We start from the raw sequence: 16,917 nt of genomic DNA on the forward strand, positions 1-16,917 counted from the left end.
GCACTATTTAGTATGAGACTAATCAGTTTCGCCTCATCACGAATGTCATGCGTAATTGAAGCTCACCCAGCTAAAGCAAGGTGATTCTTGTCGTCAACGGTTTAAGCATTGTGATATTAAATCACTTTAGACTTCTAAAACCTCTTACAAGCATTTAATGTGTCGGTACTACCTACCGCCACAAATTATTTAAGCTGTTATCCTCAACCCTTCATTGTGAATATTGATAGCAGCGTTATGATCTCTGTCATGAGCTGCACCACACGAACAAGACCAGTTTCTTATCGCTAATGACCACTCACCTGAATACAGCGAGCCACATTCATTACACATCTTTGACGATGGGAACCACTGGCTAATAGCTGATACTTTACGCCCGTACCAATCCGCTTTATATTCTAATTGCCTTACTATTTCACCGAAATTAGCATCGTGGATATGTTTAGATAGCTTACGGTTCTTAACCATATTTTTGACTTTCAATGACTCGATCCCTATCACTTGGTTTTCGTTTATAAGTGTCGTCGTCATTTTATGGGTAAAGTCTTTACGGCAATTTGCTATCTTTTCGTGAATCTTAGCAAGGGTCAATTTTTGTTTATTGAAGTTGTTAGAGCCTTTTTTCATTTTGGCTAATCTGCGTGATGCCTTGGCGAGTTTTTTCGCGTATTTATTGGTTAATCGTGGATTATTGAACTTTGTTCCGTCCGAACAAATCGCTAAGTCTTTAATACCGACATCAACACCGACGGTCTTATTCACGACTGGTAGCTGCTTAACATCTTCTTTTACAAGCATTGATACAAAATATTTACCTGATGTTGTCTTTGATACCGTTAATGAGCTGGGTGTACCAGTAAACGGCCGTGACCATTTAATCTTTAATGCTTGCTTCATTTTGGCGAGTATTAGTAATTGCTTGTCCGCGCTCCATTTGAAGCCGTTACTCATATAGCTAGCAGATTGATTACCGTGTTTATGTTTAAACTTAGGATAACCAAAACCTGATTTAAAAAATGACTTAAAGCCTTTATCGAGATGCTTTAGTGATTGTTGCAATGGCACGCTAGAAACAGCTTTCAACCATGAAAAGTTGGGATTTTTTTTAAGCTGAGTGAGGTTTTTACTCCAATCGTTATAATTGGTTTTATTACCCAATTCGTATTGCGCTTTAGAGAAGCCAAGCGCTGAATTGTAAGCGAAACGAACACAACCAAATGTATGAGCAAGTATTGTTACCTGCTCATTGTTTGGGTAGAACCTGTATTTATACGCAATAAGTTTCAATTTTCAGCACCTTACATGACTGTATATATACACAGCACTAAGTTCTAAACTTAGACTCTATGTGCAAATATGTCAATATTAGTAACAAAAAAAAGTGCTTATTGCTACGCAATAATGACTTACATCACCGCCCTAAAGGACAGTGTTTTTCGTCAAAGGTGATAAAAGTATATTTCCTTCAAAACCAAATGATTCTAGTTTCTCACTCTGATAACGAGTGATATTAATGCCACCGATAGGGTTACCAATCATTGGAAGTATAATTTTATTGTAAATATCAGCGATAGTTCTCTTAGAATCAACATCTAATTCCTTATCTGAGTCACAGCCTATTTGAGCAAGCTTAACCTTATCCAAAGGTTCATTATATTCTATCTTTTTATATGTAAACGTTAACCGATATGAAGCCATTTTACGTTCCTTATAATTTACGGTTCAAATAAAATATGCGGGTTAACACTTTAAATTTCAAGCCCTTGATATGAAGATCACAGACATTTCACCAATGACTTTGAAACCACATTTCAAATATAAGTTCTTAGCAGGATAGCTGTATTCAAAACCTGATATTTGAGGACCCATTAAACCGTTAGGATTATTTGGTTGGAATTTTTATTTGCTATGGAATTATATTTCTAAATAAAAACAATATGATTAACTTCGTTGGAACAAACCTTAATCTAAATTATTTAACCAGGAGTGATAATCATGAGTAACTTACTTAACCAAGCACAAACTATCTACACTGTCGCAAAAGATACAGCAAAAAAATCTGTCACTGCTGGTTTTGGTGTTTACGGCACTATCCTTGATCAAGCATCAAAATCGTCAGATAAAGCAACACAACTTTTTGAATCTCTTGTTGAGCGCGGCGCGCAAGTTGAGCCGAAGCTAAAAGAACAAACCTCTGCAATTTTTTCTAAAAAAATCACGTTAGGATCTGTTGAATCTAAAGTGCAAAGTATCACTAGCCGTTTTACGGGTGTTCAAGGTTCAACACTAAGTGAATTGGAAAGTAAAATTGACCAACTGACTGTGATTATTAGCGAACTAAACACCGCACCAAAAAAAGTGACTAAAGCTAAAGTAACAGCTGAAGCTGAAGCATAATAATACGTTAACTGTCGTAGTTAATGAAATGAGCCTCCTAATTGGAGGCTTTTTTGATCTTGGAAATCACCTTGGTGATTAAATTACTGAGATCGGTGAAAATAATATCTATGTAGCCAACTATCGAAGAGGAAACGACGAACATAAGCGCCGCGAATTCCATCCCCGTTATAATTAGGCGTTTATTTGTTTGCGATGGAATTATATTTCTAAATAAAAACAATATGATTCACTCTGTTGGAACAAACCTTAATCTATATTATTTAACCAGGAGTGATTATCATGAGTAACTTACTTGACCAGGCAAAAACTATCTTAACTATCGCAAAAGACACTGCAAAAACGTCGGTCACTGCTGGTTTTGGTGTTTATGGCACTATCCTTGATGAAGCATCAAAATCATCAGATAAAGCAACGCAAATTTTTGAGTCTCTTGTTGAACGCGGTGCGCCAGTTGAGTCGAAGCTGAAAGAACAAACGTCTGCAATATTTACTAAAAAAACCACCTCAGAGCCAGTTAAAACTAAATTGCAAAGTATCACTGGCCGTTTTACGGGTGCTCAAGATTCAAAACTAAGTGAATTAGAAAGTAAAATTGACCAACTGACTGTGCTTATTAGCGAACTAAACACGGCACCAAAGAAAGTGACGAAAGCTAAAGTAACTGCTGAAGCATAATAATATTTTAACTATCGTCGTTAATTAAAATGAGCCTCCTGATTTGAATTGGAGGCTAGTTTCAATGAACTACCACACTCTACAACTTCAAGGTAACCTACTTCCCTCCAGCTAAAGATAAAATTTTCCCATCGCGTGACTTAACCCATTTAGTTTGTGTAAGCCTCAGGAAAGAAGTCAGAGTGCTCGGTGACATCTGATTTATCAGCAGTATTAAGAATCTTTTGAGCTACAGCTAAATCTAAAATCCCCATACCAAAAGGAGAATAAATACGTGTACGCGTCAGATCTGGAGTTACTTTATTTCTGATCACTTCGGCAATACCACCTGCCATAAAATCACTGTGCCCAACTTGTTGACTCGCTAAATGTGTAGAAGTTTGAGACTTCAAACTGTGTTCAATATCATCTGCCACATTTTGTCCACTCAGTATTATTTCAGGTGCAAGGTCACGTAGTGACATGTGAAGAACAGTAGGTGCATGTTTAAACCATTCAGGAGAAAGTATGTATGGGACAGTCGCGGATGTTGCTATTAAAATTAAGTCTGACGTTGTAATTGTTTCCTCAAGTGTTGCACTTTTGGAGTTACTTACGAGTGACTTTTTACATTTATTGCGAAATATAGATGATCTATCTTTAGATAGATCTGCAACATACATTTCCTCAATTTCCCAACCTGAACCGACTAGAAGATCTACAGTACTAAAGGAGATGGGTCCACAACCTACCACTCCTAATCGTTTTATCTTTCCTGGTGTACTGTGGAGGTATTTAGCGCCAATAACAGCAGATGCAGCAGTACGAGCTGCGCTGATTAAGCTACCTTCTAAGCAAGCAACTGGATAGCCGGTATTTCTATCGTTGACGATAATAACAGCAGATGCTCTATTCAACTGTTTGTTAATATTATCAGGAAAGCTGGAAATCCATTTTATTCCGGTAATTGGTTGTTCCGCTTCGAGTGATGCTGGTAAAGCTATAATTCTGTCTCGAGTATTATCAGGAAAGCGTAAAAAATAGCTATCTGGACTCACTGTTTTAGAATCTGCATGCATTAAATAGGCTGATTCTGCAGCTTCAATCACTGACTTAGGGTTTTCATTAAGCCATTGTGAAATATATTTTGAACCAACAACTTTGAATTTAGGAATCGATGTATTTTCCATTAAATTACTCCTTCTATTTTATTTGTAAATTAGATTGCCTGGATTAAGTCAGCCTGATTATTTAATACTGGAAATTTAGAAGATACCCACTCTTGATTATAAATGGTATCAACATACCGATCTCCCATGTCTGGAGAGATCGCAACCACAGTTGCGCCTTTTGGAATATTATCGGCAAATTTATGAACCGCAGAAAGAACAGTGCCTGAAGAACCGCCTAGTAATATTCCTTTCTTAGCGAGCATGCTACACATTTTAATGGTGTCAGTTTCTGGGATTAAAATTAGTTCGTCATAAACAGAGTTCTTACTCAGTGGAGGACGACAACTAGATCCTAAACCTGGAATAAACCTTTTTCCTGATGGGGTATTAAAAGTTACTGATCCGACACTATCTACAGCAATTATTTTTGTTTTTGGTGAGTGTTCTTTCAAATAGATGGAAACACCTCCTAAAGTTCCCGTTGTGCCAGCACCAATGAATATATAATCAAGGTCTGGAAACTCTCGTAAAATCTCTGGACCAGTCATTGAATAATGAGCATTAATATTAGCTATATTTTCATATTGGTTTATCCAAGTTAAGTTAGGCTTAGACTGGATTAGGCTACGGATCAGGGCTATACGAGTTGAAAGATAACCACCGTTTGAATCTTTATCTTTTACAATGATGAGACGAGCCCCGTATGCCTTAATTATTCTGGCTGTTTGGGGTGAAATATTAGGATCACTAACACAGGTAAAGTTATACCCTTTGGTTGCGCAGATCATGGCTAATGCTATACCTAGGTTTCCTGAAGAGCTTTCAATAATGTCCATTCCTGGTTTTAGGGTCCCTTCTTCTTCCAGCTGAGATATCATCGAAATTGCAGATTTTATTTTAATTGAGCCTGTTGCGGATAACCCTTCCAGTTTTACATTTGCGCAGACATCGTTTGTTATGTTTATTTTTAAAAATAAATCCGTTAATAATAACTCCATTGGAGATGTTACAATCATGGTTAGTACTCCATTACTATTTTTATTTGTTGTAACTTACTCAACCTCCCATGTAAGTCAGGGAGATTAACTACAATAAGATAAATAAGACTGCAGAATGCTATATTTATTTCCTTTTTAAATCAAACAATTACGACTTTTGAATCCCCCAACCCCAACCTTCAGAGTGAAGTTTTAACTTGTCGATACGTGTACAATTAGAGTGATCCACCATAAATAGGTACTTACTAAGGGGGGTGGGGGTTTGATGGTATTTCAATTTGAATTATATAACTTTTAATATATTCATTAATTGGTAGTAAAGCCTAAAATATTTATAGATCTAAAAGGCTTCCAATATAGGAGGCCAAACTTAGCGATTTAAACAAATAATAATATTTTTACTCATGTTTCCTCCTATGTGATGAACGGCTATCTACCATTAGTCGTTTATTTGTTTTCGATGGAATTATATTTCTAAATAAAATCAATATGATTCACTCTGTTGGAACAACCTTAATCTATATTATTTTACTAGGAGTGATTATCATGAGTAACTTACTTGACCAAGCAAAAACTATCTTAACTATCGCAAAAGACACTGCAAAAAAATCTGTCACTGCTGGTTTTGGTGTTTATGGCACGATCATTGACGAAGCATCAAAATCATCAGATAAAGCAACGCAAATTTTTGAATCTCTTGTTGAGCGCGGTGCGCCAGTTGAATCGAAGCTGAAAGAACAAACGTCTACAATATTTACTAAAAAAACCACCTCAGAGCCAGTTGAAACTAAATTGCAAAGTATCACTAGCCGTTTTACGGGTGCTCAAGATTCAAAACTAAGTGAATTAGAAAACAAAATTGATCAACTGACAGTGCTTATTAGCGAACTAAACACGGCACCAAAAAAAGTGACTAAAGCTAAAGTAACTGCTGAAGCATAATAATATTTTAACTGTCGTTGTTAATTGAAATGAGCCTCCTGACTGGAGGCTAAACGCGCACTGATAAGTTATTTTTTCGCCTTTGTACTTTCAAATTTGTTCGTATAAACGCCAGGTTTTGTTTTTGGACGCCAAACTTTACGTCCTTTTGTACGGAGTCTTTTTAGAACTTGTAACTTTTCACGTACATTTGAAAAATAGGCCAACTTATTTTTCTCTTCTTCAGATAATAGCGCTGGGTTATGTCGCGAAATTAACCGGAGTAGATGGAAGCGTGTTACTTTTTTAGAAAAAAACCATATTGGTGACCAAGTCGAACCACGAAGTGTCACGCGTTCAAAATCAACGATAGAAACCTTATCATCTTTAATAAGTAAATCGCGCTCTGGTAGAGAGTGACGAGCTACACCTGCACATAACATTCTATCAACCAGTAAGCACAAATGTTGCAGTGCTTCATCAGAAAGTTGTTCCTTATTTTCACCAAGCAAGCGTGTCATTGTTAGAGTGGTATCATCGTCTTTATATTTAATTATTTCAGGAAATCCAGATAGACCTTTTAATCTAAGCAGCGCGAATTTTTCGCGACTATAACGTTTTTTGTAACTTGGTCTAATTTTAAAAGTTTTTACTACTTCCTCATCGCCAATTTCGACCCGCATTTTACCCGTTTCATATATTGATATCATACCCACCAACGAACCTATCATCTTTACAAAAAAGACCAGCCGAATACCACTGGTCTTACCTGAAAAGCATACTAGTTGAAGACAGAATTAGTGACAAGCCTAGTACTGCAAAGCATCGTAAACCATTGTAAATAAGTGATTTTTAAAGTAAACAAGCAGATATCTACGGTGTGCAGCACCTGATTAACTAAAATGCCTAACTTAATGGGTCACTTCATTAGGGGTTTTAATAATGACCAAATGCGAAACCTATTTAATAGGTAAGTAAATATCTGTTACCAATTCACACTCATCCACTTCATGGACAAAATTCAAGTAGTGGAAGAAACAAGGAAAATCACGCAGCGCTTCACCACTATCTGGTAACCATTTTTGATACAAATAATAAACAGTATCACTGATTTTATCATGACTACCTTTATGTTGAGCAACTGCACAGCGGCCACTCGGGATCACGCCCGCTTTTACACCATATTGATTATCTGGAACTTCCCCCTTATGCGTACCGCAAATATCAAACCGAAATTCGGCACTTGGTGTGTCATTCGGATCGCTGTATGGAATACCAAAAGTGTCACTCTTTTTAACCGGAGATAAACTAGTTTCTTTTCTCCAAGCAATAAATTTTGCTACTGTATCAAAAACTAATTTAGGGTCGCCTCTATGCTCTATCTGCGCAACTTTCTTTTCTTCAAAATTAATAACCTTTATGTCCACAACGATCTCTCCAACTATTGGTGGTCTAAATTCATATTTAGAGTGCCACGACTGCCACTCTGGATTGTGCCTAAATTGGGAAGGTGATTGCTTGAATATTCTTTTAAACGCACGCGAGAATGCTTCTGGACTTTCGAAATTTGCTTCGTAGGCAATATCAATAATACTTTTCTCTGATTCGAATGCCAATCTAAAAGAGGCTCGCTTCATTCTAGCAAGCAGCACAAACTGAATAGTGCTAAACCCCATGAAGGACTTAAAGATGCGATGAAAATGATATTTAGAACATATTGCAACGTTGCTCAATGTTTCCAACGACATATCTTCATCTAAGTGATTATTAATGTAATCACAAACTCTTTTAATCCGCTCTTCATGGTATTTATCTACACGCATTATCTACCTTCTGCTTCCCAATTAAGAAATCGAGGTCATGATATATGTGAACATAAACCAATGCCTGATTGAAATTGCTATACCTTCATTTCGCAAGTTTTAATTTATAGTATGAAGAGTGCTAGCTGAAGGTAAATATTACAGTATATTGATAATCAAGCGACAGCTGGGCATATCAGCCGGGATTACAACAGTATTGTCATGTCAAATTATGCTCTCGTAAGCTCACAAAATACTCATAATTAAAAAAAAACAACAAGTTTATTGATAACGACTAATAACAAGCGCACACTACCTTCATTCGAAACGGGGGTGAAACCCAACTCGAAAACTCAGATCACGTTTAAATCGGCAGATTCAACTTCGAAGTACATTACCGCTAAACAGTTATCGCTACTATATGCTCAGCCATTAATTGAGCAGGGGTTTTGTAATCAAGTTTCTTTCTCGGTCTGTCATTAAGTTTTACTATGCCCTAATTAATGCTCACGGATGAACACTGGTCGAAACTGAAAATCTATATTGCTTGAAGAGCGTGTCTATGAGAAACCTGAACATCGTCAAACATTGGAAGGCATTCTGTTACGATGATTTAGAACACTTTCTAAAAACAGCGATTGTGAGTGGTAGTTCATTGATGGGAGCTATATCAAAGCTCATCAGCACAGTGCTGGCGCGGCATCTAAATGTAATCAAAGTATCGGATTACGCCGTGGCGGTAATACAAGTAAAATACATTTTTAAAGTTCAACAGCTCCTAACTGGAAAGGTCCCCGAATTAATATAATTTATACGCTTAGGCTGGACGATTAATATCGCCCCCCTTTTTTAGAGTCTTAAATTATATCTATTTAATTTCTTATTCAATTCAAGAGAGTTTTATGTCTAATAAAGATTTATTCCAATCAATTTTATTAAAAGCTGATATTCAGATCGATGGTAATCGTCCATGGGATATCCAAGTTCATGATGAAGAGCTTTATACTAATATACTAACTGAAGGTTCTATCGCTTTCGGTGAAGGTTACATGGACGGGAAATGGAAATGTGATGATATATCAGAGTTAATTAGTAAAATTTTACGTACGGATATAGAGTCAAAACTAGATGGCTTATTAAAGCTTCGTATTGGAGTTGAAGTAGGTAAAAATAAATTACGTAAGTTTTTTAACCCTCAAACGATTGAACGTTCAAAAAAAGATGTCTCATCTCACTATGATACAGGCAATGATCTGTTTGAGAATATGTTAGATAAAAGAATGACTTACACTTGCGCTTATTGGGAGGATTCAAGTAATATCGACGAGGCACAAGAAGCTAAATTAGACTTGGTATGTCGAAAACTAGACCTAAAAAAAGGTATGCGAGTACTAGATATCGGCTGTGGTTGGGGCAGTTTTATGATATATGCAGCTGAACACTACGGTGTTATTTGTGATGGTTTAACCTTATCTAAAGAACAAAAAAAGTTAGGTCAAGATAGAGTTAATGCTCAAGGGCTAGATGTTACTTTTGTTTTACAAGACTATCGTGATTACCAACCCACTGAAACCTATGACCGTGTAGTATCTATTGGGATGTTAGAGCACGTTGGACCTAAAAATTACAATGAATATTTTGAATGTGCAAAAAGGTTTATGAAAGATGATGCCATTTTCCTTTGCCATACTATAGGTGGTTCAGTTTCGAGAACAATTAATGAAAGTGATCCTTGGATCCAAAAATATATTTTCCCTAATGGTGTTATTCCTTCGATGACTCAAATATCAGGCGCTATCGAGAACAAATTAAACATTGAGTGTGTGCATAATATTGGTCCAGATTATGATAAAACATTAATGGCTTGGTATGAAAACTTTGAAAAAAATTGGACAAATATTGCAAGTAATTACAGTGAAAAATTTTATCTAATGTGGAAATATTACCTTCTAAGTTGTGCTGGTGCATTCCGTTGTCGAGATCTCAATGTATGGCAAATTATGTTGACAAAATTGGGCACTGAAATTCCATTAACACGTCGAGCATCATAATTATATTAATGAAGTCTGCAACTTAGGTTCAAGGTGCAGTCAGTTTTGTTAAAAGCATAGCGAATATTCATGGACTATAGCAAAGAGTGGTCCAAGAAAAGTAGCAGAAACTAGTTTACTTGCATCTGGATTTTAACTTCCAGATAGCATGGTTTGCGCCCGACTATTCCTCTGGCGCGTAGATAGTCACTGTAATTCGCCCACCAACGTCAGCGAGTTTTGAAACCGAATCTTGACTCAACGTGGACTGAAAGGCCCTTGGTGTTGAACCACCATCATAGCCAAAATCAAAGACACGTTTTATGGCAGAGTCCCAAATGGTCCTTAGATCAGATGGTAAACCTGTTATTAGCTGATGGTATTTTTCAATGATGTCATCTTCAGTACTCTCTAGCGTTTCGAAGGCTCCGAACCAAGTACCGTCGACTTCTTCAAGTCGAAACACTGATATTTCATCTCCCCAAAACTCGACTATCGGGGTAATATCCTGCTTTGATTCGACATCCAGATCGACGTTTAAAAAGTGTGTATCGTTCATTGCCTAGCTTACTATGTTAATTTATTCATAAACTATATTATGGCATTTATTAAGGGGTTCCAAGACTTTAATAGAATTGAAATTTTTCAATATTATCCAACATAACCTTTCTATTGTTTGTGCTATGACTACCACACTGATCGCCATACACCTTTAATTCAGGGAATGAATATGCTTTTATAATTTGTTTATTTTTCACCGACGATGTCACAGAAGACATGATCGTTATATATCTTCCGCATACAGCAGCATAGGCATAGGGAATTAAATCTTCTTCGTATACGGTTTCATGCTGAGCACCGTATAAATGGCCTAGTTCATGTTCTAAAGTTAGAGAGTCACAATTCAGATCAATAATCGCAATATTTGGAAAAGAAATAGATACAGTCGATCCGCAAAGACTCTTTGTAGAGGTCGGTGATTTCATTAATAACACTGACAATCTACTACCATCAATTAGTTTTTTGTACAGATTGTAATCCTCAATCATCAATTGAATCATAACTAAATCAAGTCGATCATAATTCACATCAGCCAACGATGAAGAAAAATAAATATGGCCCTGCTTTCGAGTTAATGGGAGAGACGAGTTACTTAGCACTAAGTTTGAGTCTGCAATTGAGTTGGTTATTTTTGATTCGACAAGATTCTTAGGGATGTCATTGCTAACATAGAAGTCTATATAGGTGGAACTTGCCGCTTGACCGTATTGAATAGAGAAAACAAAGCATAACAAATATAACTTTTTAAACATAAGTCTTTAAGCCTTTTGTAATAACGCAATTAATTTGGCCACAAAGAAAGAGCTGAGGTTCAGGTCCCGCTTAAATTGACTTACTATATGTCTGAATCGCAACTACTGCTTTGATCATAGTTCGCAGGAGAACCACTATCAAAACTATTAGAGTTCTGCGTAAGAACTGCAGTTAAAAAAATATAATCTAATAAATGAAAACTAGATCTTTTCTTAATCGGCTTATCTTCAGCTAATAAACTAAAAATTAAACCAGCGCCAATAATTGGTAATAACCATGCCACACTTATTAAAATAACTTTCTGTTTCTTATCAAAAAAATCAGACTTAACTACATGGTAAGTGATGAAAATCCCCGCGTATACAGCCAGGCAACAGAGTATAGTGATTATAATTATCGGAGTGCTCATAGTTTCCGTACCAAGTGACTCATAACATAGGTATAACAGGACAGGTATGGAACTGATTTTATTATATTTTAATTTTATAGCAAGGGAAATAAGTATTAAAAGTCTCATGGTAAATATCGAAATTAAATGGGTAATATGACATTTCTAACGGAGACCTAAAAAGCCTCCTAATTAGGAGGCCAATTTAACTAATCCACTACAGTTGTGGCTTATTTATTCAGAAATTCGAGTTGTACAGATAACCTGCCTATCAGTTTCACTGACATAAGAGGATATACGCCAAATACATAGAGTCAGTAAAGCACTGACAATTCCATCTACAAAATAATGCCATCCAAGGGCAAAAGATCCGATAAAGATAATAAAAGCAAATACCCACAGTGCATATCCCAGTTTTTGATTCACACTAGAGATTGCCAGAGCCATAAGTACAGCAACAGAAACATGCATACTTGGCATCGCTGAGATACCACTACCTAACATGTCTTTATTATTTGCATACGCATCCCATAAATTATTTTGCATAGAAAGACTAGATAATCCAGGCCATCCTTGTTCTATTAACCAGTTATGCTTGTTTTCTAATGTTTGTATTAGTAAGTCATAGGCATGATTTTCAGGATTTAATCGTGGGACAAATGCAGGTCCAGCAGACGATAATAACATGGCGATTACGATACCGATGATTGACCAACACAGTATCGTACTAATAAGAAAACGGGTTCTAACGACAGAGTTAGATGCGAGTAAAAAATAGCATATCACAGTCCACATAATGAAAAACCAAAGGTTGTAACAGAGATCCATGATAAAAATCCCGTAAGGACTTTCGATTAATCTATGAATAAATAGAGCAGGGTCGTGTCCTAAAAAAAACCATCTATCTAGCTCTTGAAATAGCACGTCATACTTAAACATATTGACGATAGGTATCATGTTTTTCATCGTCGAAAAGCATGACATAAATAGACTAATTGCTGTAAGGAGTAAGAAAGATGAGAGCAATTTAGTTCGAGACGCATAGACTAGTGCTAGTGGGTTATTAAAGCACTTAATGGGTTGGGGCTCTCTATTGATTAGTCGCTTAAAATAGTAAAAAATTACATAGAGTAATGTTGAAATTGGTATGATAAATCCCAGTGCATGAAAGTAAGAAAAAAAACGTAATTGATTAGTATAATCATAATAAAAAGTAAATATTGATATTGATAGCACCATAACTAATATCAATAAATATATTGATCGATCCTTTATAGCCTCCTTATATACAGATAAAGATTCATCGCGGACAATTTGTATTAACTTGGTATTTAGTAACATATCACACTGATAACATTTAGGTAATTTAGCTGGGAACTGTAACACACCTTGAATTAAAGTGTTGAATAATCAAGAAAACTTCGCATAACCAAAAGAATACTCATGCTTCCTCCTATGTGATGAACGGCTATTTATCGTTAGGAGTTTATTTGTTGGCGAGTCACTTTATGATTAATGGCGGGAATATTAAGATCAAAAAATGGGCCGCCGCAGGCGGCCCATGTTCAAAGATAAAGATGAAGTTAATCTTGAGGATAAGAAAGAATCTATTAAAGATACCCTATGAGCATCTTTAATATTTGGTTCAGTCAGTCTTATCCGGACTAAGAGTTCTTATAGTTCAAAATCAGGCAGCTTAATTTTCTGTTTATTTATTGCTTTGGAATACTCTTCGCCATATACAGTAAGAACTGCAATGTCTTTTTTAGTTTTAACATCTTTTTCTACATCAACAGTCAAATAAAGTATCGGAGCCCTTGATAGCCTATCATGTTTAACGAGGCAATAGTCTATACTCTCCTCCACGCCTTGAATATCCATCAGCCAGACCCACCCAGATTTGTCCAGAAGATCTCCTGTAACGCCTATCTTACAATCTTTTCCTGTATCCTTCAGACTAACGTCAAGTCTCTCATTGTTCTCCGTATTCCAGATGATGAACTTTGAGTAAGTGCGACCATCAAGTGGGTTATATGTAATGAGCCCTGTAGATGAAGTGGTTGGAATAGGGTTCGTACACTTAGCTGAATAGTTTGCATTAGTACATTGAAGTGAAAATCGCGGATCGCCTCGTTGGTAACCGAAAATATCTGCATTAAACGATAGATCCATCCATGCAAAAGAAGGTGCTGAAATAGCAAGAGACGTTAGTCCCAAAAGTATTTGTTTTTTCATTTTTATATCCTCTTTAATATAGTCCGCACAGCCTCTCACACAATACACACTTAAAGACATGTTATTTATACTTGTTTACATTTGAGCTTTATTTACTTACATCTATATACATCTCTACACACTCATTTACATTTGCGGTGCTTGTAGCGTAAGATTCGCCCCCGAACCAGCACCCGCCAAAAATAATATCAGGCGTGTAGCTGGTGACCATCAAACACCTAAAATGCAAACAAAACAAGGTGTTGCATATTTCACAACTGCGCATAATCACCTTTATGTAAGGTGGCGTGTTCGGGATCTAGAAACCCTTTCCTCGAATCTAAAAATAATCAAATAACTTAATGTTAAACTCTCCAGCAACTCTCAATGCTTCTTTCAATGCAACAGGATACGAAAAGATTTCTAAAATCATCTTTAATGCTTCCCTTTGTTTTTATGACACTTTTCCTACGATTGTTATTCTTTTAATGGCTTTAGGCGGATATTGCAAAAATCCGCCACTTTTCAGGCGAGGTTGCTTGGCAAATAACCCTAATTTCATTCTCATATTTCCAATCAAGGGTTTAGTCGCTAGCACCTTGCTCTCAGCAGGCTTTGGCGTATGTTGAAGCTATGTCGCCGTACAGCCAAAAAGAAACAAGGGTAAAATCAGTATTAAAAGTCTCATGGTAAATTTCGAAATTGAATGGATAATATGGCTAAAGATAAAGGGGGGTGTTTTAATAATTTATGCTCTGAATGAAAAGTTTTCCTAAACAGATGCCAGCCGCCCTAAATGAGGTAAATAGGTAAACCACCTGTTCACATTTCCAGAATCTCCTAACATAGGAGATAGCTTCAACCAATCAGGGTTTTACTTCGAAGTAAATACCAATAAACCATTAGTTTAAATCATAACTTATATGGTACCTTCATACGGATATTTAAACCTAGAAGATAGATTCCATAATAAAATTCAACTTTCGACAAAGTAACACTGAAACCTATGATTAATAAAATTAAAACAACTCAAATTAAAACTGCCGCGGTTTTCAGTTTTATCTTTATGTTACTTTCTTTAATTTCGTTTTTTATGCTCCAAAATTTCCAACACTCTGTAGCCACAACATTAGCAAGCCGCACTGCTGAAGTGTTAGCTACTACAATCAACCAAGCTAGAATTTCATATAGTGCTCATACAACACCACTAGATTTGCATCCAGATATTACTGTCGAAGCTTTATATCATGGGAAACCACTATCACTTCCCAACCCTACTACATTTGCTATTGAATTAGGTGAAGCTGTTACTCGTTCCTCAGCAGGATTTATGTTGCTCACCTACAGTCAATATCCGTTTAAAAATAGAGAGAATATAGGTGGACCACAAGACAGTTTTCAACATGATGCTCTTTCACAATTAACTACATCATCCCCAACATTTGAGCGAATCGAAGAGCTTAATGGAATACAAGTATCACGCTATGCTGAAGCGATTTTTATGACGAAAAGTTGTGTAACCTGCCATAATAATCATCCTGATAGTCCTAAAAAAGATTGGCGAGTAGGCGATGTACGTGGTGCAATTGACATTGCCATCCCCTTAAATATTGATGAAAAAGATCTATCTGGAACAATGAGATACTCTTATGTGATATTTATTTCTTTCTCAATAATTAGTTTGTCATGTATATTTATAACGCTTAAAAGAGCGCTGAGCTTGTCTCAAGAACTAGAGCTTGAAGCTCCCCTACCTCGCTTCGCGCCCGACAAGTCGGGGAAGGAAGGGGATTCTTGTCGTCAACGGCTTAAGCATTGCAATATTAAATTGCGTTAGTCTTCCAAAACCTCTTACAAAGCGTTTAACGTGTCGGTACTACCTACCGCCACAAATGACTTAAGCGGCTAGCCTTAACCCTTCTCTGTGGATATTGATAGCCGCATTTTCGTCCCTGTCGTGTACTGCTCCGCACTTGCAAGTCCAATTTCTAATCTTTAAAGACCACTTGCCAGAATGCAGCAACCCGCACTCATTGCACATTTTACTTGACGGAAACCACTGGCTAATAGCTGATACTTTACGCCCGTACCAATCCGCTTTATATTCTAATTGTCTTACTATTTCACCGAAATTAGCATCGTGGATATGTTTAGATAGCTTACGGTTCTTAACCATATTTTTGACCTTCAACGACTCGATGCCTATCACTTGGTTTTCGTTTATAAGTGTCGACGTCATTTTATGGGTAAAGTCTTTACGGCAATTGGCTATCTTTTCGTGAATCTTAGCAAGGGCCAATTTTTGTTTATTGAAGTTATTAGAGCCTTTCTTCTTTTTGGCTAATTTGCGTGATGCCTTGGCGAGTTTCTTCGCGTATTTATTGGTTAATCGTGGGTTATTGAACTTTGTTCCATCCGAACAAATCGCTAAGTCTTTAATACCGACATCAACACCGACGGTCTTGTTCACGACTGGTAGCTGCTTAACATCTTCTTTTACAAGCATTGATACAAAATATTTACCTGATTTTGTCTTCGATACCGTTAATGAACTGGGTGTGCCAGTAAATGTACGTGACCATTTAATCTTTAATGCTTGCTTCATCTTGGCGAGTGTTAACGATTGCTTGTCCGCGCTCCATTTGAAGCCGTTACTCATATAGCTAGCAGATTGATTACCGTGTTTATGTTTAAACTTAGGGTAACCAAAACCTGATTTAAAAAATGACTTAAAGCCTTTATCGAGATGCTTTAGTGATTGTTGCAATGGCACGCTAGAAACATCTTTCAGCCATATAAAATCGGGATTCTTTTTTAGTTGAGTGAGGTTTTTACTCCAATCGTTATAATTGGTTTTATTACCCAATTCGTATTGCGCTTTAGAGAAGCCAAGCGCTGAATTGTAAGCGAAACGAACACAACCAAATGTATGAGCAAGTATTGTTACCTGCTCATTGTTTGGGTAGAACCTGTATTTATACGCAATAAGTTTCAATTTTCAGCACCTTACATAACTGTATTTAT

Annotated in this window: 16 protein-coding genes and 1 pseudogene; 6 read left to right on the plus strand and 11 right to left on the minus strand. The window is 36.6% G+C overall.

The annotated features are described in order from the left end of the window. Positions 1-189 precede the first annotated feature (189 nt). Positions 190-1,287, minus strand: coding sequence for an RNA-guided endonuclease TnpB family protein (locus HWV03_RS17755; protein ID WP_211677079.1), 1,098 nt, complete (start codon positions 1,285-1,287; stop codon positions 190-192). Positions 1,288-1,419: 132 nt separating this feature from the next. Beyond that, positions 1,420-1,698 (minus strand): hypothetical protein, encoded by a 279-nt coding sequence (locus tag HWV03_RS17760; RefSeq protein WP_211677080.1) that lies wholly within the window; start codon positions 1,696-1,698, stop codon positions 1,420-1,422. Between the two features lie 297 nt (positions 1,699-1,995). On the opposite strand from HWV03_RS17760, the gene HWV03_RS17765 reads away from it, so the two are divergent. Together HWV03_RS17765 and HWV03_RS17770 are read left to right on the plus strand one after the other, a co-directional pair. Beyond that, complete coding sequence (locus HWV03_RS17765) at positions 1,996-2,397, plus strand: hypothetical protein (protein ID WP_211672819.1); 402 nt, start codon at positions 1,996-1,998, stop codon at positions 2,395-2,397. 282 nt (positions 2,398-2,679) lie between these two features. Continuing rightward, positions 2,680-3,075: a hypothetical protein gene (locus tag HWV03_RS17770; RefSeq protein WP_211677081.1), complete on the plus strand. Its 396-nt coding sequence runs from the start codon at positions 2,680-2,682 to the stop codon at positions 3,073-3,075. Between the two features lie 149 nt (positions 3,076-3,224). On the opposite strand, the gene sbnB is transcribed toward HWV03_RS17770, so the two are convergent. Beyond that, entirely contained in the window at positions 3,225-4,244 is a 1,020-nt protein-coding gene (gene sbnB / locus HWV03_RS17775; protein ID WP_211677082.1) for a 2,3-diaminopropionate biosynthesis protein SbnB, read from the minus strand. A gap of 29 nt (positions 4,245-4,273) precedes the next feature. Beyond that, complete coding sequence (gene sbnA, locus HWV03_RS17780; protein ID WP_211677083.1) at positions 4,274-5,242, minus strand: 2,3-diaminopropionate biosynthesis protein SbnA; 969 nt, start codon at positions 5,240-5,242, stop codon at positions 4,274-4,276. A gap of 528 nt (positions 5,243-5,770) precedes the next feature. Here sbnA and HWV03_RS17785 point away from each other — a divergent pair. Beyond that, a complete protein-coding gene (locus HWV03_RS17785; protein ID WP_211677084.1) occupies positions 5,771-6,166 on the plus strand; it encodes a hypothetical protein in 396 nt (131 codons plus the stop codon). A gap of 68 nt (positions 6,167-6,234) precedes the next feature. Here the strand turns inward: HWV03_RS17785 and HWV03_RS17790 are convergent, their stop codons facing one another. Continuing rightward, complete coding sequence (locus HWV03_RS17790) at positions 6,235-6,855, minus strand: hypothetical protein (protein ID WP_211677085.1); 621 nt, start codon at positions 6,853-6,855, stop codon at positions 6,235-6,237. 249 nt (positions 6,856-7,104) lie between these two features. Then, positions 7,105-7,968 carry an AraC family transcriptional regulator gene (locus HWV03_RS17795; protein ID WP_211677086.1) on the minus strand — a complete coding sequence of 288 codons (864 nt, stop codon included), beginning with the start codon at positions 7,966-7,968 and terminating at the stop codon, positions 7,105-7,107. Positions 7,969-8,450: 482 nt separating this feature from the next. On the opposite strand from HWV03_RS17795, the pseudogene HWV03_RS22640 reads away from it, so the two are divergent. Both HWV03_RS22640 and cfa read left to right on the plus strand, forming a co-directional pair. Beyond that, a pseudogene (locus HWV03_RS22640) lies at positions 8,451-8,706 on the plus strand (IS5/IS1182 family transposase); the annotation flags it as partial. 143 nt (positions 8,707-8,849) lie between these two features. Beyond that, positions 8,850-9,998: a cyclopropane fatty acyl phospholipid synthase gene (cfa, locus tag HWV03_RS17800; RefSeq protein ID WP_211677087.1), complete on the plus strand. Its 1,149-nt coding sequence runs from the start codon at positions 8,850-8,852 to the stop codon at positions 9,996-9,998. A 163-nt stretch (positions 9,999-10,161) separates the two neighbouring features. On the opposite strand, the gene HWV03_RS17805 is transcribed toward cfa, so the two are convergent. The 4 genes from HWV03_RS17805 to HWV03_RS17820 form a co-directional block, all read right to left on the minus strand. Then, on the minus strand, positions 10,162-10,536 hold the full coding sequence (locus HWV03_RS17805; RefSeq protein WP_211677088.1) for a hypothetical protein: 375 nt from the start codon (positions 10,534-10,536) through the stop codon (positions 10,162-10,164). A 67-nt stretch (positions 10,537-10,603) separates the two neighbouring features. Continuing rightward, on the minus strand, positions 10,604-11,290 hold the full coding sequence (locus HWV03_RS17810) for a hypothetical protein (RefSeq protein WP_211672827.1): 687 nt from the start codon (positions 11,288-11,290) through the stop codon (positions 10,604-10,606). A 623-nt stretch (positions 11,291-11,913) separates the two neighbouring features. Beyond that, complete coding sequence (locus tag HWV03_RS22700; protein WP_342357603.1) at positions 11,914-13,020, minus strand: phosphatase PAP2 family protein; 1,107 nt, start codon at positions 13,018-13,020, stop codon at positions 11,914-11,916. A gap of 333 nt (positions 13,021-13,353) precedes the next feature. Further along, positions 13,354-13,914: a hypothetical protein gene (locus tag HWV03_RS17820; RefSeq protein ID WP_211677090.1), complete on the minus strand. Its 561-nt coding sequence runs from the start codon at positions 13,912-13,914 to the stop codon at positions 13,354-13,356. A 985-nt stretch (positions 13,915-14,899) separates the two neighbouring features. Between HWV03_RS17820 and HWV03_RS17825 the strand changes: the two genes are divergently transcribed. After that, positions 14,900-15,730 (plus strand): Tll0287-like domain-containing protein, encoded by an 831-nt coding sequence (locus HWV03_RS17825; protein WP_211677091.1) that lies wholly within the window; start codon positions 14,900-14,902, stop codon positions 15,728-15,730. Between the two features lie 60 nt (positions 15,731-15,790). Here HWV03_RS17825 and HWV03_RS17830 read toward each other — a convergent pair whose 3' ends face one another. Further along, positions 15,791-16,888, minus strand: a complete 1,098-nt coding sequence (locus HWV03_RS17830; RefSeq protein ID WP_211676069.1) for an RNA-guided endonuclease TnpB family protein — start codon at positions 16,886-16,888, stop codon at positions 15,791-15,793. Positions 16,889-16,917: the final 29 nt, after the last annotated feature.

This window comes from Moritella sp. 36 (assembly GCF_018219415.1).
Lineage (GTDB): Bacteria > Pseudomonadota > Gammaproteobacteria > Enterobacterales > Moritellaceae > Moritella.